Source organism: Streptomyces sp. PsTaAH-124, from assembly GCF_000373685.1.
GTDB lineage: Bacteria > Actinomycetota > Actinomycetes > Streptomycetales > Streptomycetaceae > Streptomyces > Streptomyces andamanensis.
The window spans coordinates 36354-54590 of the sequence record NZ_KB892167.1 but is presented as its reverse complement, the minus strand read 5'-3'; the positions used below and the strand labels follow the sequence as shown (position 1 = coordinate 54590).

Annotated in this window: 19 protein-coding genes and 1 riboswitch; of the genes, 10 read left to right on the top strand and 9 right to left on the bottom strand. The window is 73.0% G+C overall.

Features of this window, described 5'->3' with window-relative positions; translation table 11 throughout:
- Window positions 1-51: 51 nt before the first annotated feature.
- Window positions 52-774: a copper homeostasis protein CutC gene (locus B086_RS0114115; protein ID WP_018567063.1), complete on the bottom strand. Its 723-nt coding sequence runs from the start codon at window positions 772-774 to the stop codon at window positions 52-54.
- 88 nt (window positions 775-862) lie between these two features.
- Window positions 863-1537 (bottom strand): maleylpyruvate isomerase family mycothiol-dependent enzyme, encoded by a 675-nt coding sequence (locus tag B086_RS0114110; RefSeq protein ID WP_026252411.1) that lies wholly within the window; start codon window positions 1535-1537, stop codon window positions 863-865.
- 50 nt (window positions 1538-1587) lie between these two features.
- On the opposite strand from B086_RS0114110, the gene B086_RS0114105 reads away from it, so the two are divergent.
- From B086_RS0114105 to B086_RS0114090, 4 genes are all read left to right on the top strand, one after another.
- Window positions 1588-2241 carry a hypothetical protein gene (locus tag B086_RS0114105; RefSeq protein WP_018567061.1) on the top strand — a complete coding sequence of 218 codons (654 nt, stop codon included), beginning with the start codon at window positions 1588-1590 and terminating at the stop codon, window positions 2239-2241.
- 51 nt (window positions 2242-2292) lie between these two features.
- On the top strand, window positions 2293-3336 hold the full coding sequence (locus B086_RS0114100) for a GNAT family N-acetyltransferase (RefSeq protein WP_018567060.1): 1044 nt from the start codon (window positions 2293-2295) through the stop codon (window positions 3334-3336).
- 490 nt (window positions 3337-3826) lie between these two features.
- A complete protein-coding gene (locus B086_RS41950) occupies window positions 3827-5125 on the top strand; it encodes a peptidoglycan-binding protein (RefSeq protein WP_018567059.1) in 1299 nt (432 codons plus the stop codon).
- Window positions 5126-5398: 273 nt separating this feature from the next.
- Entirely contained in the window at window positions 5399-6367 is a 969-nt protein-coding gene (locus tag B086_RS0114090) for a helix-turn-helix domain-containing protein (protein ID WP_026252410.1), read from the top strand.
- Window positions 6368-6394: 27 nt separating this feature from the next.
- Here the strand turns inward: B086_RS0114090 and B086_RS0114085 are convergent, their stop codons facing one another.
- Window positions 6395-6664: a DUF4031 domain-containing protein gene (locus B086_RS0114085; RefSeq protein ID WP_018567058.1), complete on the bottom strand. Its 270-nt coding sequence runs from the start codon at window positions 6662-6664 to the stop codon at window positions 6395-6397.
- On the bottom strand, window positions 6661-7044 hold the full coding sequence (locus tag B086_RS0114080) for a hypothetical protein (protein WP_018567057.1): 384 nt from the start codon (window positions 7042-7044) through the stop codon (window positions 6661-6663). The genes B086_RS0114085 and B086_RS0114080 overlap by 4 nt, the downstream gene beginning before the upstream one ends.
- Window positions 7045-7135: 91 nt before the next feature.
- Between B086_RS0114080 and B086_RS0114075 the strand changes: the two genes are divergently transcribed.
- The 4 genes from B086_RS0114075 to B086_RS0114060 all read left to right on the top strand — a co-directional run bounded on the left by B086_RS0114075 (window position 7136) and on the right by B086_RS0114060 (window position 10604).
- Window positions 7136-8083, top strand: a complete 948-nt coding sequence (locus B086_RS0114075) for a MurR/RpiR family transcriptional regulator (RefSeq protein WP_018567056.1) — start codon at window positions 7136-7138, stop codon at window positions 8081-8083.
- A gap of 222 nt (window positions 8084-8305) precedes the next feature.
- A complete protein-coding gene (gene murQ, locus B086_RS0114070) occupies window positions 8306-9289 on the top strand; it encodes an N-acetylmuramic acid 6-phosphate etherase (RefSeq protein ID WP_018567055.1) in 984 nt (327 codons plus the stop codon).
- 130 nt (window positions 9290-9419) lie between these two features.
- The gene (locus B086_RS0114065) at window positions 9420-9977 is read left to right on the top strand and encodes a DinB family protein (protein ID WP_018567054.1); all 558 of its coding nucleotides are present in this window, start codon (window positions 9420-9422) and stop codon (window positions 9975-9977) included.
- 51 nt (window positions 9978-10028) lie between these two features.
- Entirely contained in the window at window positions 10029-10604 is a 576-nt protein-coding gene (locus B086_RS0114060; protein WP_018567053.1) for a hypothetical protein, read from the top strand.
- Window positions 10605-10638: 34 nt separating this feature from the next.
- Here the strand turns inward: B086_RS0114060 and B086_RS0114055 are convergent, their stop codons facing one another.
- On the bottom strand, window positions 10639-12129 hold the full coding sequence (locus tag B086_RS0114055; RefSeq protein ID WP_018567052.1) for an MFS transporter: 1491 nt from the start codon (window positions 12127-12129) through the stop codon (window positions 10639-10641).
- Window positions 12130-12263: 134 nt separating this feature from the next.
- Between B086_RS0114055 and B086_RS0114050 the strand changes: the two genes are divergently transcribed.
- Window positions 12264-12617, top strand: coding sequence for a VOC family protein (locus tag B086_RS0114050; RefSeq protein ID WP_199785699.1), 354 nt, complete (start codon window positions 12264-12266; stop codon window positions 12615-12617).
- 155 nt (window positions 12618-12772) lie between these two features.
- On the opposite strand, the gene groL is transcribed toward B086_RS0114050, so the two are convergent.
- The 4 genes from groL to thrC all read right to left on the bottom strand — a co-directional run bounded on the left by groL (window position 12773) and on the right by thrC (window position 16910).
- Entirely contained in the window at window positions 12773-14395 is a 1623-nt protein-coding gene (gene groL, locus B086_RS0114045; RefSeq protein WP_018567050.1) for a chaperonin GroEL, read from the bottom strand.
- Window positions 14396-14716: 321 nt separating this feature from the next.
- A complete protein-coding gene (locus B086_RS0114040) occupies window positions 14717-14920 on the bottom strand; it encodes a cold-shock protein (RefSeq protein WP_004986573.1) in 204 nt (67 codons plus the stop codon).
- Between the two features lie 431 nt (window positions 14921-15351).
- Complete coding sequence (locus B086_RS0114035) at window positions 15352-15627, bottom strand: MoaD/ThiS family protein (RefSeq protein ID WP_018567049.1); 276 nt, start codon at window positions 15625-15627, stop codon at window positions 15352-15354.
- Window positions 15624-16910: a threonine synthase gene (thrC, locus tag B086_RS0114030; protein ID WP_026252408.1), complete on the bottom strand. Its 1287-nt coding sequence runs from the start codon at window positions 16908-16910 to the stop codon at window positions 15624-15626. Before thrC ends, B086_RS0114035 begins: the two co-directional genes overlap by 4 nt.
- A 17-nt stretch (window positions 16911-16927) precedes the next feature.
- Window positions 16928-17089: riboswitch (SAM riboswitch) on the bottom strand.
- A gap of 196 nt (window positions 17090-17285) precedes the next feature.
- On the opposite strand from thrC, the gene B086_RS0114025 reads away from it, so the two are divergent.
- The gene (locus tag B086_RS0114025; RefSeq protein ID WP_018567047.1) at window positions 17286-18230 is read left to right on the top strand and encodes a glucosyl-3-phosphoglycerate synthase; all 945 of its coding nucleotides are present in this window, start codon (window positions 17286-17288) and stop codon (window positions 18228-18230) included.
- Window positions 18231-18237: the final 7 nt, after the last annotated feature.

Genomic DNA, 18237 nt, shown 5'->3' with positions numbered 1-18237 from the left:
CGTGGCGTCCCGCCCCCGCGCGGAGCGCCCCGCGCCGCGCCGGTCCGCCGTTCAGACCGCGAGCTGCTGCGCGCTCAGGCCGTCGAGGACCGAGCGCCACTGGGCGACCGCGTCGGCGCAGACCGCGCCGGACCAGCCGCCGGACCGGGCGGCGCCGCCGATGTGGAAGGCGTCGATCCCGGCGGTGCGCAGCGGCGGCACGTGCTCCAGGCGCAGCCCGCCGCCGACCATGATCCGCTGCTCGTAGCCGGGCTCCCCGCCGCGGGCCGCCTCGGCGACCAGGGTGGGCAGGCCCTCGTCCACGCCGCCCGCCGCGCCCGCGGTCAGGTACGTGTCCAGGCCGGGCAGTCCGTCCAGCTGCTTGCGCACGGCGTCGCGGTCGGCGGAGCTGTCGATGGCCCGGTGGAAGGTCCACGGGCAGCCGTCCAGCGCGGTGACCACGCGTTCCACGGCCGCCATGTCCACCAGGCCGTCCCCGTCGAGGAACCCGAACACGAACTCCCCGGCGCCCGCGGCCCGCATGTCGCCGACCACCTCGGCCAGCCTGTCCACGCCCCCGGCCCCGCCCGAGGAGAAGCCGTCCGCGAGCCGCACCATCACGCGCAGCGGGATGTCGACGGCGGCGCGGATCGCGGCGACGGTGGCCACCGGCGGGGTCAGCCCGTCGGCCGCCATGTCGGTGACCAGCTCGAGGCGGTCCGCGCCTCCGGCCTGGGCGGCGACCGCGTCCTCGGCGTCGAGGGCGATCACCTCCAGGACTGCACGCATGCTCATAGGACCCCTTTCCTCGGTTTCCCCTGGGGCTTGACAGGTCTAGTCCAATATCAGGGTACGCCGGATGGCGGCCCCGGCGCAGAACCGGTCACCCGAAGATGTTCAGCTCGGCCTGTTCCGCGCCCGCCAGCTCGTAGCCCGAGGCGGGCAGCGGGCGGCCGGTGCAGAGCCGGACCAGGGTGGCCGCGTCCCCGATGTAGCGGGCCGGGGGACGCGCGGCGCGCACGTCACCGAGGCGCAGCGGCTCGTCGACGTCGTCCAGATCGGCGTGCAGCGGCAGCCGGCGCTTGATCCGGGTGACCCGGGCGAGCAGCGGAAGCGCGCAGGACAGGGCGGCTCCGGCGTACGCGCCCGGCGCACCGAAGGTCTCGCGCACATCACCGGCGTGCACCCATTCGCCCAGCGCGAGCCCGTCCAGCGCCCCGTCGGACCGGGCGATCACCGCACCCGCCTCCGTCATGCCGCGTTCCAGTTCGTCCACCACCCGGCCGTCCGTCCACTCCGCCCGCTCCGCGATGTCCCGCTCATTGCACTCTGGCGAGAACACGCCCTCCTCGAAACGATTCTCCACCACCCTGGTCAGCGCGGCGGAGCAGTGCGCGAGCACATCGCGCACCGTCCAGCCCGGACACGCGGCGGTCGGCAGCGCGAAGTCCGCCGCCGACCGCGCCCGCAGCAGCGGGATCAGCGCGTCACGTTCCATGGCGAGCAGCCGTCCGGGCAGGTGCGGATCGCGTACCTCGTGCAGGTCAGCAGAAGTCATGGTCCCCACGCTAGGGGTTACGGCCGGTCCCGCGACGGGAGAATGAGCGCATGGCCGATCACGTCGACACCGAAGCCCTGCGCATCCGGTGGGCCCGCGCCCTGGAAGGGGCCCGCGGCCCCGCCGGCGGGCCGGACCCCGTCCCGTACGCCGACCGTCTGATCGCCCGCTGGCGCGAGCCGCAGCGGCGCTACCACACACTGACCCACCTCGACGCGGTCCTGGACCACGTCGACGTGCTGGAGGAGTACGCCGCCGCACCGGACACGGTGCGGCTGGCCGCGTGGTTCCACGACGCGGTCTACCTGCCCGAGCGGTCCGAGAACGAGGAGCGCTCCGCCCGGCTGGCCGAGCGGGCGCTGACGGAGGCCGGGGTGCCGGCCGGGACGACGGCGGAAGTGGCCCGGCTGGTGCGGCTGACCACCGCCCACGACCCGGCCGCCGACGACCGCGACGGCCAGGTCCTGTGCGACGCCGACCTGGCGGTCCTGGCCGCGCCCCCGTCCGCGTACGCCGCCTACACGGCCGCCGTCCGCGAGGAGTACCACTTCGTGCCCGCCGACGCCTTCCGCGAGGGCCGGGCCGCGATCCTGCGCCGCCTCCTCGGCCGGCCGCTGCTGTTCCGCACCCCCTACGGCCAGCGGCACTGGGAGGCGACGGCCCGCTACAACCTCGCCTCGGAGCTGGAAATGCTGTCGCTCTGAGGGCGTCGCCGCCCCTACCCTGCGCCCATGGAGCCATGGGGTGGGGAACAGGTGGAGCGGGCCGTCGCCGACGCCGTCGCGGTGCTGCGCACGGCGGTGGACCGCGAGTGGGACGGCGTGCCCGCCGGACGGCTGGAGTGGGACTGCCGGCAGACGGCGGAGCATGTGGCGGGCGATCTCCTCGCCTACGCCGGGCAGTTGGCCGGGCGGGCGGGCAGCGCGTACGTCCCGTTCGAGATCACCCTCGACGAGGGGACCGGCAACGCGGACGTGCTGGACGTGATCGTGACGACCGGCGCGCTGCTCGCCGCCACCGTCCGCACCACCCCGGCCGATGTGCGCGCCTTCCACCCGTACCCCTTCCGCGGCGCGGACCGCGAGGGCTTCACCGCGATGGCGGTGGCCGAGATGCTGCTGCACACCCATGACATCACCGCCGGTCTGGGCCTCTCCTACGAGCCGCCCGCCGAACTGGCCGCGGGCGTGCTCGAACGCCTCTTCCCGCACGTGCGGCCCGCCGATGCCCCCTGGCCGACGCTGCTGTGGGCCACCGGCCGCGGCGAACTGCCCGGCCGCGCGCCGGTGTCCGGGTGGCGCTGGGTCAATCCGCCCGAGGTCGCCGCCGACCGCCTCGTCCTGCGCAGCGTCGTCCCCGCCGCCGCGCGGGATCTGGCCGCCGGTGGCGACGGCGGGTTCCGCTGGGTCGAGGACGGCCCGTGGCGCGGGACGCGCGAGGCCGCCGGGATGACCGTGAAGGCGTACGAGAGCGGGGTGCACCGGGCCGAGTGGGGCCTGTTCGTGCTGGTGCGGCGCGAGGACGGGCGCGCGGTCGGCGGCATGGGCTTCCACGGCGCGCCCGACGAGGACGGCTGCGCGGAGGTCGGCTACGACCTCGCGCCCTCCGCCCGCGGCCGGGGCTACGCCACCGAGGCGTTGCGTGCGCTGTCGGCGTGGGCGCTGGCGCGTGACGGCGTACGGCGGCTGATCGCGCTGATCGAGCCGGACAACGGGCCCTCGCAGCGGGTGGTGACCCGCGCCGGATACCTGCCCGCCCAGGACGCGGACGGCCTGCTCGGCTTCGAACTGCTGCCCTGACCGAGCAGCCGCCGAGCGCGTCCGGCGAGCGCGCGGTGTCCGGGGATCGGGGGCCCGAGGACTGACGTCAGGGCGCAAGGCCGTGCGGGACGTAAAAACACACGGGCGTGCGGAGGTAAGGGCGTACGGGCGTGCGGCCGGGAAGGCCGTGCGGGGCGAGCGTCTCGCGCGTCTCGCACGCCTCGCGCGCTCCTGCGGGCGGCGACGAGGTTCATGACACCTGGTCACCGCCCGCTGTCGTCAGGGCTGTTCCACAGGAGGGGCGACGGGTGACGGGCCGTCCGGCCCACGCGGGGGCGGTCCGCTCGCACCGGTCGCGGGCGGCCCCGCGGGTCAGCGGCGGGACGCGTCCCAGATGACGTCCCAGGACGCCGTTCGCACTGGTGGGACGGTGCTGCCGTGGCCAAGGATGGGGGTCGCCGGCCGGCACCCCCCACTCCTTCGTCCGTCCCACCCGGGCCCGTCCCGGGACTTCAGGGAGAGAGTTCCCGTGCCCACAACGATCCTCCGCGCACCCGGACAGGCGGGCGGCGCCCGCGCCGCCGCGCTGGTGCTCGCCCTCGCCGCGGTCCTGGCCGGACTGCTGCTCGGCCCGACGGCGGGGCAGGCCCACGCGGCGACCGACGTACGCCTGCTCCAACGCGACCTGGCCGGCCTCAGCTACGCCCCGCTCAGCGGGGTCGACGGCGTCTACGGAAGCCGGACCACGGAATCGGTGCGCCACTTCCAGCGCGACAACGGCCTGGACGCGGACGGCGACGCCGGACCCGCCACCCTGTCCGCGCTCACCGCGAAGGTGAAGCAGGTGCAGAGCAAGGCAGGCACCCCCGCCGACGGCGACTACGCCACCGCCACCCTCAACGCGGTCAGGACCTACCAGAGCGCGCACGGCCTGGACGCCGACGGCATCGCCGGGCCCCTGACCATGGGCGCGATGAACATCGACCGCATCACCTCCAGCGGCACCGGCACCAGCGCGGACACCAAGCTGCTCCAGCGCAACCTGGCGGGCCTCGGCTATCTGGCCGCGAACGGCGTCGACGGGATCTACGGCCCCGCCACCAAGGACGCGGTGCTGTCCTTCCAGAGCGACAACGCGCTGTCCGTCGACGGCATCGCCGGACCGCAGACCGACGCCGCGCTCTCCGCGAAGGTGCAGCAGGTGCAGAGCAAGGCAGGCACCCCCGCCGACGGCGACTACGGCACCGCCACCCTCAACGCGGTCAAGACCTACCAGAGCGCACACGGCCTGGACGCCGACGGCATCGCCGGGCCCGTGACCATGGCGTCCATGGGCATCGCCCGCGAGCTGGGCGGTGGCAGCCCCGGGGGCGAGAGCGGCGGCACGCCCACCGTCCCCCCGCTGTCCGGCAGCGCCCGGGACAAGATCGTCCAGGCCGCCCGCTCCCAGCTCGGCGTGCACGAGTGGGGCGCCAACTGCAACCCGTACGGCCCGTGCGAGGCGTGGTGCGCGCTGTTCGCCAGCTGGACCTGGCGGCAGGCCGGGATCAGCTTCAGCACCGCCTTCAGCGGCGACTTCTACTACTACGGACGCAACCACGGCACGCTGCACAGCGGTCTGAGCGACCCGCAGCCCGGTGACGCCATCGTCTTCGGTTCCGGCCCGCAGAACACCAGCACCAGCGTGCACGTCGGCATCATCGAGAAGGCCAACGCGGACGGCACCGTCGACACCATCGAGGGCAACTCCGACGACCAGGTGATGCGCCGCCACTTCGTCCCGGCCACGCGCGGCGCCTACGCGATCGTCTCGCCCGCCGGAGCCTGACCGCGCCTCCGGCCGTCACCGGAGGCGGCCCGGGCGACGCCGTCAAGGCCGTGCCCCGCACGCTGAACCGCGGCGTGCGGGGCGCGCGTCCCGCCGCCGCGACGCGAGCCGCCGAGGCGGCGTGTCGCGGCGGCAGTATGCTTCCTCTCGAATTTCAGGACCGGAGCACCGGGGCTGGTTCGGGGGGCAGTTCCATCAACGGACCGGCGGGGGCGCCGGTCCGCCGCTGTGTCTTCGGTCCGTCCAGGTGGTCCATCAGCGAATGGGCCCACAGTGAGCGAGAGCGACAGAGATCTCCCCGTATCCCCGTCTCCGCCGGATCCCGCAGCCGCGCTGCACGCGGAACTGCTGTCGCTGAAGCAGCGGTCGGGGCTCAGCTACGTCCGGATCGGCGCCCTCACCCACTACTCGAAGTCGTCCTGGGAACGGTGGATCAACGGGAAGCAGTTCCCGCCCCGCGGCGCGGTGGAGAGCTTCGCCGAGGCCGTGCGCACGGACGCGGGTCCGCTGCTGGAGCTGTGGGACCGGGCCGAACTGCTGCGCTCCGCGGTCGGGTCGGGCCCGGAAGGGGAACTCACCGAGGGGGAAGGGGAGTCGGCGGGGACCGAGACGGGTACGGAGCCCGGGACGGCCGGGCCGGAGGCAGCGGGCGCACCGGCCTCCCTCCCCGTCGCGGACTCCCTCCCCGTCGCGGACTCCCTCCCCGTCGCGGACTCCGTCCGCGGGCCCCGGCGGTGGCGGTCGGCGCGGCTGATCGGTGCCGTGGCCGCGGCGTGCGCGGTGCTGGCGGCCGGGGCCTTCGCGGCCGTCCACTACGCCACGGACCGCTCGGGCGGCAGGACGGACAGCGGCAGTACGGCCGACACCGCCATGTCCGCGTACGCCGACCCGGTCGGCTGCACCCGGGCCGGCTGCACGGCCAAGGACCCGGCAGCCATGGGGTGTTCCCGGGACGGGCAGACGCTCGCCCTGATCCGCAACGAGGAGATGGTGATCGAACTCCGCTACAGCAGGGCGTGCGGCGCGGCCTGGGGGCGGATCACCTACGCGAAGCCCAGGGCGGTCGTCGACGTGAACAACTCCGGGGGCACCAGCGAGGCCAGCCCGGTGCACTGGGGCAACGACGTGTACTCCCCGATGACCGAACTGAGCGGCGCCCAGAAAGCCTGGGCGTGCGGGACCCGGCCGGACGGCAAGGGCCGTACCTGCACCGTGCACAGCCCGGTGCCCGCGGCCCGCTGACGGCCGCCGCCCGGTGGGGGCCGCGGCTCAGGCGGGGCCGTGCCGCTTGCGCCGCCGCAGTCCCGAGGCGTGCAGCAGCCGCACCACCTCGCGGCTGCCGACCTCGACGGCTCCGGCGGCCACCGCGTCCGGGTAGCGGTGGGCGGGCAGGTCGTAGTGGTCGCGCTCGAAGGCGCGTCCGGGCACGCCCAGGGCGGCGGCGAAGCGGTGCAGTTCGGCGTAGGAGTCGTCGCTGACCAGGTGCGACCACAGACGGCCGTGGCCGGGCCAGGACGGCGGGTCGATGTAGACGGTCACGACGACGGCTTCCCGCCGAACGCGCGGGCCAGTGCGCCCACCGGCGCGACCTTCACGCCCGCCTGCGCGCACACCCAGTGCGGGTCGGGGCCGAGTTCGGGTTCGACGTCCAGGGCGTGCGGGTCGCCGTAGCCGCACACCGGGCACAGCGGCCAGCGGCCGTACCGCTCCAGCAGGGCGTCCTGGACGTCCTGCGCGACCAGCCCGGCCACGTACCGGGAGCCGTCCGGCCACTGCTCCACCCACCAGCGGCGCTGTACGACGGACTCCTCCACCAGCGAGACGACGTCCGCGTCGGCGACCTCACCGGCGACCAGATCGGCGAGGACCAGGGCGCGCGCGGCGTGCAGGGCCTGCTCCAGGGGGCTGAGGGATTCCATGGCTCCATTGTGCGCATCCGGACCGTCGGCGTGCGCGGGTGCGCCGTCGCGCACTCTTGACCGCACACCGGACAGAAAATATCTTTCATATGTGACCCAGGACGTGAAGGAAATTTTCGCAGGCTCGGGCACCCCCGCGGGCCTGGCCCCGCCCGCGCCCGCCGCCCTCGCCGCCAAGGTGCGCACGCTCGCGCCGTCCATGACCCGCTCCATGCAGCGCGTCGCGGAGGCCGTGGCGAACGACCCGGCCGGCTGCGCCGCCCTGACCGTCACCGGTCTCGCCGAGCTGACCGGCACCAGCGAGGCCACCGTCGTACGGACCGCCCGGCTGCTCGGCTACCCCGGCTACCGCGATCTGCGCCTCGCGCTCGCGGGCCTCGCCGCCCAGCAGCAGTCCGGCCGCGCCCCCGCCATCACGACCGACATCGCGGTGGACGACCCCATCGCCGACGTCGTCGCCAAACTGGCCTACGAGGAGCAGCAGACCCTCGCCGACACCGCCGCCGGACTGGACACGGTCCAGCTCGGCGCGGCCGTCGCCGCCCTGGCCGGTGCCCGCCGCACCGATGTGTACGGCATCGGCGCCTCCGGCCTGGTCGCCCAGGACCTCACCCAGAAGCTGCTGCGCATAGGGCTGATAGCGCACGCCCACAGCGACCCGCACCTGGCCGTCACCAACGCGGTGCAGCTGCGTTCGGGCGACGTGGCCATCGCGATCACCCATTCGGGTTCGACGGGCGACGTGATCGAGCCGCTGCGGGTGGCCTTCGAGCGCGGTGCGACCACCGTCGCCATCACCGGCCGCCCCGACGCGCCCGTCAGCCAGTACGCCGACCACGTGCTGACCACCGCCACCTCCCGGGAGAGCGAGCTGCGCCCGGCCGCGATGTCCTCCCGGACCAGTCAACTGCTGGTCGTGGACTGCCTGTTCGTCGGTGTGGCGCAGCGGACGTACGAGACGGCGGCGCCCGCGCTCGCGGCGTCCTACGAGGCCCTGGCGCACCGGCACAGCCCACGCGGCGGATCCCAGCGCTCCTGACCGTCCGCTGCGAGCCCCGCTCCGACCGCCCTGCTCCCGCCCCGCCCGCTCCGGGCCGCCCCCTCCGGGCCGCACATCCGGCCCGGACCGGCCTCGCGGCCGGGACGGACGGCACCACCACCGTCCATACCGCCGAGCCCACCGGCACCGCCCGCACCGCCGCTCCGGCGCACCCTCACCGCACCCGCACCCGCACCGCACGCACGGAGAGAGCCACCCCTCATGACCTCCACCTCCCACTCCCCCTCGCCCTACGGCCGGCTGCGCGCCGAGCTGGAGTCGCTGACGACCGAGGCGTTCCGTCCCGAGCTGTCCGAGATCGACCGGCTGCCCACGCTGGAGATCGCCCGGCTGATGAACGCCGAGGACACCGCCGTGCCCGCCGCCGTCGCCGAGCGGCTGCCGCAGATCGCCGCCGCGATCGACGCGGTGGCCGAGCGGATGGCGCGCGGCGGCCGGCTGATCTACGCGGGCGCGGGCACGGCCGGGCGGCTCGGGGTGCTGGACGCCTCCGAGTGCCCGCCCACCTTCAACACCGACCCGGCCCAGGTCGTCGGGCTGATCGCGGGCGGCCGTGAGGCGATGGTGACGTCGGTCGAGGGCGCGGAGGACTCCAGGGAACTGGCCGTGGAGGCGCTGGACGCCCTGGGCCTGACCGCCGACGACACGGTGGTCGGCATCTCCGCCTCCGGGCGGACCCCGTACGCGATCGGAGCGGTCGAACACGCCCGCGCGCGGGGCGCGTTGACGATCGGCCTGGCCTGCAACGCGCACAGCGCGCTGGCCGCCGCCGCCGAGCACGGCATCGAGATCGTGGCCGGTCCCGAGCTCCTCACCGGCTCGACCCGGCTGAAGGCGGGCACGGCGCAGAAGCTCGTCCTGAACATGCTGTCGACGATCACCATGATCCGGCTGGGCAAGACGTACGGGAACCTGATGGTCGACGTGCGCGCCTCCAACGAGAAGCTGCGCGCCCGCTCGCGCCGCATCGTGGCGCTGGCCACCGGGGCGCCGGACGAGGAGATCGAGCGGGCGCTGACGGCCACCGACGGCGAGGTGAAGGACGCCATCCTGGTGCTGCTCGCCGGGGTCGACGGACCGACGGCGGCCCGCCTGCTCACGGAGTCCGGCGGCCATCTGCGCGCCGCGCTGGCGGCCCCGGACGCGCGCGGACCGGAGACCGGCCACGGCGTCCCCGCGGTCTAGGGCCTGAGACTCGCTGCCCCGGCCCCGACCCGCGCCCCGGAGCCGATCTAGGACACGATCCGACCTATAGCGGTCCTACCGTGGTGCACGTACGAAGGAACACGGGACAGGACACCACGGAGGGCCGGCCATGACCGAGACCACGCAGAACGAGACCGTGCGCACCGACCGGGCGGCCGTCACCGGCGAGCGCGCGGATCTGCTGGCGGCGCTGGCCAAGCAGCGCCACTTCCTGACCTTCCCCGCCCGCGGCCTCACCGACGAGGAGGCCGGGCGGCGCACCACGGTCAGCGAACTGTGCCTGGGCGGCCTGATCAAGCACGTCACCGCGGTCGAACGCAGCTGGACGGCCTTCATCGAGCAGGGCCCCTCCGCGATGCCCGACTTCTCGGCGCTGACGGAGGCGGACTTCGCCCGGCGGGCCGACGAGTTCCGCATGCTGCCCGGGGACACCCTGGACGGGGTGCTGGCCGCGTACGCGGAGGCGGCCCTCGGCACCGACGAGCTGGTCGTGTCGCTGCCCGACCTGGACGCCGACCACCCGCTGCCCAAGGCGCCCTGGTCCGAGCCCGGCGCGCGCTGGTCGGCCCGCAGGGTGCTGCTGCACATCATCGCGGAGACCGCGCAGCACGCCGGGCACGCCGACATCGTCCGCGAGGCCCTGGACGGCGCGAAGAGCATGGGCTGAGGTCCCGGGGGCCGGCGTCCGGGACCGGTGAGGTGTGCGACGCTGGCCGGTATGAACCACGCACAGCTCACCGCTCTCGGACGGGCCCTGCGGGTGATCGGGGAGCACGGTGAGGAGCTGGCCTCCGACACCCCGGCCGCGCGGCTGCACGAGGTGAAGGCGGATCTGCGGCGGGCGCTGGACCTGCTGGAGGAGAGCGTCTCGCAGGACCGGCCCTCGACGCGGTGCGCCGAGCATCCGACCGGGCCGGTCGACGAGGACGCCCCCGACCTGTGCCTGCTGTGCGAGACCCGCCGCCGCGCGGCCCGCCGCGACCGGTACGACGGCGGCTCGCGCCCCGCCTCCGGGCCGGGCTCGGGCACCGCCTCCTCCCGCTACGGCGTCCGCGAGGACCGCCCGCAGCCCCAGCAGCGCTGGCTGCCGGAGCTGTGGAACGGCCGGGAGTGGCAGCTGTGCGGCACCCCGCGCCGGGACCGGCGCGAGGCGGAGCTGTTCGTCGCGGCCCAGCGGCGCGGCCCGCACGCGGCGGCGGCCTACCGCCTGGTGCACGAGTTCACCGACTACGAGGTGGTGCGCACCTGGGGGACGCCGGTACGGGTGGACATCGAACCGATGGGCAACCTGTGAGGGCCCCCGGGGCGGTCGGCCGGGCAGGCCCTGGCTAGCCCTTCGGTCCGACCGCCCCGGTACCGGCGACCCGCGCCGCCGGGTCCGCCGCGCCCGGGGCGCCCGGGGCGGGGGCGGTGCGCCGGCCCGGGATGAAGGCGGCGATGACGAAGCCGAGCAGGGCGGCGCCCGCGCCCAGCGCGAGGACGGTACGGAAGCCGTTCTCCGAGGGCAGCTCGTAGGGGCCGAACCGGGTGGTCAGATGGGCGAGGACCACACCGGCGACCGCGCTGGCGGTGGAGGTGCCGATGGACCGCATCAGTGTGTTGAGGCTGTTGGCGGCGCCCGTCTCGGAGGCGGGCACGGCGCCCATGATGAGGGTGGGCATCGCCCCGTAGGTGAAGCCGATGCCCGCGCTGATGACGCAGGGGGCCAGCACGAAGTGCCACACCTGGTCCATCAGGACGATGTTCAGCAGGTATCCGGCGGCCACGATCAGCGCGCCGGTCATCAGGGTCACCTTGGCGCCGCGGGCCCGGGACAGGGCCGCCGAGAACGGGGCCACCGCCATCATCACCAGCCCGGAGGGCGCCATGACCAGGCCGGTGGCGAGCAGCGACTTGCCGAGGCCGTAGCCGGTCTGCGAGGGCAGCTGGAGCAGCTGCGGGATGACCAGGGACATCGAGAACATCGCGAAGCCGATCGCGATGGAGGAGAGGTTGGTCATCAGCACCTGGCGGCGGGCCGTGGTGCGCAGGTCCACCAGCGGTGCCTGGACGCGCAGTTCGAAGGCGCCCCAGGCGAGCAGGATCACCACGGCGGCGGTGAACAGGCCCAGCGTGGAGCCGCTGCCCCAGCCCCAGTCGGCGCCCTTGGAGACCGCGAGCAGCAGGCACATCAGGCCCGCCGCCATGCCGAGGGCGCCCACGGCGTCGAACCGGCCGCCGGAGCGCACCTTCGACTCCGGTACGAGCAGCAGCACGAGGACCGCCGCTACGGCGCCCAGGACCGCCGAGGCCCAGAAGAGCATGTGCCAGTCGAAGTTCTCGGCGATGACCGCGGCGGCGGGCAGCCCGAGGGCGCCGCCCACACCGAGCGAGGCGCTCATCATCGCGGTCGCCGAGCCGAGCCGCTCGGCGGGCAGTTCGTCGCGCATGATGCTGATGCCGAGCGGGATCACCCCGGAGGCGAGGCCCTGGAGGGCACGGCCGACGACCATCGGGGCAAGGGAGTCGCTGAGCGCGGCGACGACCGAGCCGGCCACCAGCATGACGAGGCTGAGCAGCAGCATGCGGCGCTTGCCGTACATGTCGCCGAGGCGGCCCATGACGGGGGTCGCGATGGCCGCGGCGAGCAGTGTGGCGGTGATGACCCACGCGGCGTCCGACGCGGAGGCGTGCAGCAGCTTCGGCAGCTCCGAGACGATCGGGATCACCAGGGTCTGCATCAGCGAGACCACGATGCCGCCGAAGGCCAGGACGGCCACGATGGCGTTGGGTCTGGGCAGGGCCTCGGCGGCGGTGGGCCGGGCGGGTGCGTCGGACATGGAAGAGGTCTCCGGGAGGGCAGGGGTACTTGACTCAAGCAACCATAATTCGACTTGATTGACTTAAGCAAGCTAAATGGGCGACGGCCGGAGACTCTGCGGCGTGGTTCGCCGGTCTGCCTATGCTCAGGCCCATGGCACTGGAATGGGAACAGATCATCGTCGACTCCGCCGACCCCGTCGCTCTCGGGCGCTGGTGGGCCGAGGCCCTCGGCTGGGTCGTGGTCGACGAGTCCGAGGAGATCATCGAGATCCGGCCCGAGCCGGACCGGATGCCGGGCCTCCTCTTCGTGCCTGTCCCCGAGGGCAAGACGGCGAAGAACAGGCTGCACCCCGACTTCCGCCCCGACGACCAGGAGGCCGAGGTCGCGCGGCTGCTCTCCCTCGGCGCCCGGCGCGCCGACACCGCGCGGGACGGGCAGCACTGGGTGACCCTCCTCGACCCGGAGGGCAACGAGTTCTGCGTCCTGAGCGCGCGTAAGAGCTGAGCGGGGTCGCTGCCGGAGAGCCCGGGAACCGGCTGCGCCCGGCTGCGGCCGACGAGTCCCGGCCGCGGGCGGTCGCCCCGGAAACGCCCGAGGGCGGCACCCCCTGTCTCCAGGGAGTGCCGCCCTCGGCAGGGACGGGCTGATCCGCGGGCGGATCAGAAGTCCATGTCACCGCCCGGCATGCCGCCCGGAGCGGCCGCGGCGGCCTTCTCCGGCTTGTCGGCGATGACGGCCTCGGTGGTGAGGAACAGCGCGGCGATCGACGCGGCGTTCTGGAGCGCGGAGCGCGTCACCTTCGCCGGGTCGATGATGCCCTCGCCGACCAGGTCGACGTACTCGCCGGTCGCGGCGTTCAGGCCGTGGCCCGGGGTCAGGTTGCGCACCTTCTCCACCACGACACCGCCCTCGAGGCCGGCGTTGACGGCGATCTGCTTCAGCGGGGCTTCCAGGGCCAGCTTGACGGCGGCGGCACCGGTGGCCTCGTCGCCCTCCAGCTCCAGCTTCTCGAACACCTGGGAGGCCTGGAGCAGGGCCACGCCACCACCGGCGACGATGCCCTCCTCGACGGCCGCCTTGGCGTTGCGCACGGCGTCCTCGATGCGGTGCTTGCGCTCCTTCAGCTCCACCTCGGTGGCGGCACCGGCCTTGATGACGGCCACGCCGCCCGCGAGCTTGGCCAGGCGCTCCTGGAGCTTCTCGCGGTCGTAGTCCGAGTCGCTGTTCTCGATCTCGGCGCGGATCTGGTTGACCCGGCCGCCGACCTGCTCGGAGGAGCCGGCGCCGTCGACGATGGTGGTCTCGTCCTTGGTGATGACCACCTTGCGGGCCTTGCCCAGCAGGTCGAGGGTGGCGTTCTCCAGCTTGAGGCCGACCTCCTCGGAGATGACCTCGCCGCCGGTGAGGATGGCGATGTCGCCGAGCATGGCCTTGCGGCGGTCGCCGAAGCCCGGGGCCTTGACGGCGACGGACTTGAAGGTGCCGCGGATCTTGTTGACGACCAGGGTCGACAGGGCCTCGCCCTCGACGTCCTCGGCGATGATCAGCAGCGGCTTGCCCGACTGCATGACCTTCTCCAGGAGCGGGAGCAGGTCCTTGACCGAGGAGATCTTGGAGTTGGCGATGAGGATGTACGGGTCCTCGAGCACCGCCTCCATGCGCTCCATGTCGGTCGCGAAGTAGGCGGAGATGTAGCCCTTGTCGAAGCGCATGCCCTCGGTGAGCTCGAGCTCGAGCCCGAAGGTCTGCGACTCCTCGACGGTGATGACGCCTTCCTTGCCGACCTTGTCCATGGCCTCGGCGATCAGCTCGCCGATCTGGGTGTCGGCGGCGGAGATGGAGGCGGTGGAGGCGATCTGCTCCTTGGTCTCGACCTCCTTGGCCTGGTCGAGCAGGGCGGCGGAGACGGCCTCGACGGCCTTCTCGATACCGCGCTTCAGGGCCATCGGATTGGCACCGGCGGCCACGTTGCGCAGGCCCTCGCGGACCAGGGCCTGGGCCAGCACGGTCGCGGTGGTCGTACCGTCGCCGGCAACGTCGTCCGTCTTCTTGGCGACTTCCTTGACCAGCTCGGCGCCGATCTTCTCGTACGGGTCCTCGAGCTCGATCTCCTTGGCGATGGAGACACCATCGTTGGTGATCGTGGGGGCGCCCCACTTCTTCTCGAGGACGACGTTGCGACCCTTGGGGCCGAGCGTCACCTTGACGGCGTCCGCGAGCTGGTTCATGCCGCGCTCGAGGCCGCGCCGTGCCTCCTCGTCGAACGCGATGATCTTGGCCATGTGAAGTGGTCCCTCCAGGACTGGGGGTGATTCCTTCGGACCGCGCCCGCGCCCGCGACGGACGGCTCGCCGGCCTCGTGGTTCCTTGCCCCACCCGGCCTGCGGGCCTCACCGACCCGGTCCTCGTTGTCACTCTCACCTTCAGAGTGCTAACGCCAATGATTAGCACTCGGCATGGTCGAGTGCAAGCGCCTCTGGCGGGGAGCGCGCCTCGACCGGCCGGGATCAGCCGGAGGCGAACAGAGGGGAGGGGGCGGGGCCCGGCGGGCAGGACGAAGGGCCCACACCCGGCAAGGTGTGGGCCCTTCGCGTGACGTACGTTCAGGCGGTGACGCGAACCATGTCGGCCTGCGGGCCCTTCTGACCCTGCGAGATCTCGAACTCGACCCGCTGGCCCTCTTCCAGCGTGCGGTAGCCGTCCATCTGGATCGCGCTGTAGTGGACGAAGACGTCCGCACCACCGTCGACCGCGATGAAGCCGTACCCCTTCTCCGCGTTGAACCACTTGACGGTGCCCTGAGCCATGCCTAACTCCCCTATTACTGGCCCTTGCACAGATCCGCACTTCGCGGATCCGGGTCAGACCTCACCGCCCGTGAATCGGGGGCGTGCGCCGGAACGCGTCGACCGCGGCTGAATGTATCTGTCCAACTGCCGTCTGCAACAGGTCAATCGGACGAGAAATCCGGGCGGGAGCGGTCCGGAATGTGACGCGAATTCAGCCGAACCCCGGGCAAGTCGGGCCCCATAAACACCGCAAAAGCCGCAAAATACCCGCGGATTTTGGCTGTTTCTCATCGGCGGGCGGCAGAAATCAAGGGGCGCTCGACCGGGAGATCCGGGGCGCCTTCCCCAACTCTACCGCGCTCAATCACATGGAATTGCCCCCTCCGCTTCTCCCGCGGAGGGGGCAATTCACCGGATACTCCGATCACCGTCATTACCGACGGTAATGATCAGCCGCCGGCGACCGCCGGGATGATCGAGACGCCCGCGCCGTCCGGGGTGGCCGTCTCCAGGCCCTGCTCGAAACGGACGTCGTCGTCGTTGACGTAGACGTTGACGAAGCGGCGCAGCTTGCCCTGGTCGTCCAGGACGCGCGCGGCGATGCCCGTGTGGTTCTTCTCCAGGTCGGAGATGACCTCGGCGAGGGTGGCGCCGTCGGCGCTCACCTCGGCCCGCCCGCCGGTGTAGGTGCGCAGGATGGTGGGGATGCGAACGGTCACGCTCATGCGAGGCCAGCCTCTCGGAAGGAGTCCAGGGTGGGGCGGATGGTGGCGGTCAGACCGGTACCGGCCACCGCGTCCAGGGTCTTGAGGCCGTCACCGGTGTTGAGCACGACGGTGGTCTTCGACGGGTCGAGCAGACCGCTCTCGACGAGCTTTTTGGTGACGCCGACCGTCACCCCGCCCGCGGTCTCCGCGAAGATGCCCTCGGTGCGGGCCAGCAGCTTGATCGCGTCGACGACCTGCTCGTCCGTCACGTCCTCCACGGCGCCGCCGGTGCGGCGCGCGATGTCCAGGACGTAGGGGCCATCGGCCGGGTTGCCGATGGCGAGGGACTTGGCGATGGTGTCCGGCTTCTGCGGGCGCACCACGTCGTGTCCGGCCTTGAAGGCGGTGGAGACCGGCGAGCAGCCCTCGGCCTGGGCGCCGAAGATCTTGTACGGCTTGTCCTCGACCAGGCCGAGCGCGATCAGCTCGCGCAGGCCCTTGTCGACCTTGGTGAGCTGGGAGCCGGAGGCGATCGGGACGACGATCTGGTCGGGCAGCCGCCAGCCGAGCTGCTCGCAGATCTCGTACGCCAGCGTCTTGGAGCCCTCGGCGTAGTACGGCCGCAGGTTGACGTTCACGAAGCCCCAGCCCTCGCCGGCCGGGTCGCCGATCAGCTCGGAGCAGAAGCGGTTCACATCGTCGTAGTTGCCCTCGATGCCGACGAGTTCGCCGCCGTAGATCGCGGCCATGACGACCTTGCCCTGCTCCAGGTCGTGCGGGATGAACACGCAGGAGCGCAGTCCGGCGCGGGCGGCGGCGGCGCCGACGGCACCGGCCAGGTTGCCGGTGGAGGAGCAGGACAGGGTGGTGAAGCCGAAGGCGCGGGCGGCCTCCAGCGCCTGGGCGACGACGCGGTCCTTGAAGGAGTGCGTCGGGTTGCCGGAGTCGTCCTTGACGAACAGCTTGCCGGGGTCGACGCCGAGTTCGGCGGCGAGGCGGTCGGCCTGGACGAGCTTGGTCCAGCCGGGGTTGATGTTCGGCTTGCCGGCCACGTCGGCGGGGACGGGCAGCAGCGGGGCGTAGCGCCAGATGTTCGCGGGGCCCGCTTCGATCCGCCCGCGCAGTTCCTCGGTGTCGTAGCCCGAGAAGTCGTAGGCGATCTCCAGCGGGCCGAAACACTCCTCGCAGGCGAAGACCGGGCCGAGGGGCACGCGGTGACCGCACTCGCGGCAGCTGAGCGCCGCGGCGGGACCGAGGTCGACGGTGGAGTCGGTGCTGGTGGCAACTGTCTGCACAGCCATGGAGGCGAGGCCCTTTCTCCTCATCTTCCCCACGACGCATCTCGCCGTGAGACGGAATTGGCACCTTCCCGAGCCGGGAGCCTCGCGGTGGCGACCGCGCGACGGCGATCGGTACGAGACCGGCTGGAGGGTTGCCGGGGCTTCATCGGGCCGTGTCCCTCTGCCCCTCTGGATGAGCGGTATTCGATTGTGGGTCGCGGCGACCCCGGCATGCGACGGTCGTCCGCGTTGTTCAAGACTGTAACCGACGGCCAGGACAGCGAGAGACCGTCGTCCGAACCGCGAGACAGATCACACGATGATGTGATCCGGTCCGTACCGCAGGCCGCAGCGAGCCGCGCGGGAGTGCCGCGCAGGAGTGAGGAGCCACCGACCGTGCTGGAAGAAGTCGAGCGCTGGCTGAGGACACGTTCCTGGTCCGTCGCCGACCGGCCGCTCCCCGGCGTCCTGGCCGCCAAACGCGCGAGCGGCGCCACAGTCAGCGTGGTGCTGCCCGCGCTGAACGAGGAGGAGACGGTCGGGGACATCGTCGCCGTGATCCGCCGCGAGCTGATGACGCGGGTGCCGCTGGTCGACGAACTCGTCGTGGTCGACTCGGGCTCCACCGACCGCACCTCGCGGGTGGCCGCCGCGGCGGGCGCGCGGGTGGTGCACCGCGACACCATCCTGCCGCGCATCCCCGCCGTGCCCGGCAAGGGCGAGGTGCTGTGGCGCTCGCTGCTGGTGACCCGCGGGGACGTCGTCTGCTTCGTCGACGCCGATCTGCGCGAGTTCTCCGCCGACTTCGTCACCGGGATCGTCGGCCCGCTGCTGACCGACCCCGGCGTCCAGCTGGTCAAGGCCATGTACGACCGGCCGCTGGGTACCGCCGCCGGGCAGGGCGGCCGGGTCACCGAGCTGATGGCCCGGCCGCTGCTGAACATGCACTGGCCGCAGCTGGCCGGTTTTGTGCAGCCGCTGGGCGGCGAGTACGCGGCCCGCCGCTCCCTGCTCGAACAGCTGCCGTTCCCGGTCGGCTACGGCGTCGAGCTGGGCATGCTCGTGGACGCGCTGCACCTGGTCGGCCTGGACGCGCTGGCCCAGGTCGACGTCGGTGAGCGCCTCCACCGCCACCAGGACGGGCAGGCGCTCGGCCGGATGTCCGCCGCGATCTACCGCACCGCCCAGCTCCGGCTGGCCCGCGGCCATCTGGTGCGCCCCTCGCTCACGCAGTTCGAGCGCGGCGCAGACGGCTTCGAGCCGCGCACGTACTCAGTCGACACCGAGGAACGGCCGCCGATGAGCGAGATCGCGGAGTACGCGGCCCGGCGGGTCGCCTGACCGGCGG

Coding starts and splice junctions, on each gene's coding strand:
- B086_RS0114115 (WP_018567063.1), bottom strand. CDS start 774: ATGAGCATGCGTGCAGTCCTGGAGGTGATCGCCCTCGACGCCGAGGAC.
- B086_RS0114065 (WP_018567054.1), top strand. CDS start 9,420: ATGACCGAGACCACGCAGAACGAGACCGTGCGCACCGACCGGGCGGCC.
- B086_RS0114055 (WP_018567052.1), bottom strand. CDS start 12,129: ATGTCCGACGCACCCGCCCGGCCCACCGCCGCCGAGGCCCTGCCCAGA.
- B086_RS0114060 (WP_018567053.1), top strand. CDS start 10,029: ATGAACCACGCACAGCTCACCGCTCTCGGACGGGCCCTGCGGGTGATC.
- B086_RS0114050 (WP_199785699.1), top strand. CDS start 12,264: ATGGCACTGGAATGGGAACAGATCATCGTCGACTCCGCCGACCCCGTC.
- B086_RS0114105 (WP_018567061.1), top strand. CDS start 1,588: ATGGCCGATCACGTCGACACCGAAGCCCTGCGCATCCGGTGGGCCCGC.
- thrC (WP_026252408.1), bottom strand. CDS start 16,910: ATGGCTGTGCAGACAGTTGCCACCAGCACCGACTCCACCGTCGACCTC.
- B086_RS0114110 (WP_026252411.1), bottom strand. CDS start 1,537: ATGACTTCTGCTGACCTGCACGAGGTACGCGATCCGCACCTGCCCGGA.
- B086_RS0114040 (WP_004986573.1), bottom strand. CDS start 14,920: ATGGCTCAGGGCACCGTCAAGTGGTTCAACGCGGAGAAGGGGTACGGC.
- B086_RS0114080 (WP_018567057.1), bottom strand. CDS start 7,044: ATGGAATCCCTCAGCCCCCTGGAGCAGGCCCTGCACGCCGCGCGCGCC.
- B086_RS0114035 (WP_018567049.1), bottom strand. CDS start 15,627: ATGAGCGTGACCGTTCGCATCCCCACCATCCTGCGCACCTACACCGGC.
- murQ (WP_018567055.1), top strand. CDS start 8,306: ATGACCTCCACCTCCCACTCCCCCTCGCCCTACGGCCGGCTGCGCGCC.
- groL (WP_018567050.1), bottom strand. CDS start 14,395: ATGGCCAAGATCATCGCGTTCGACGAGGAGGCACGGCGCGGCCTCGAG.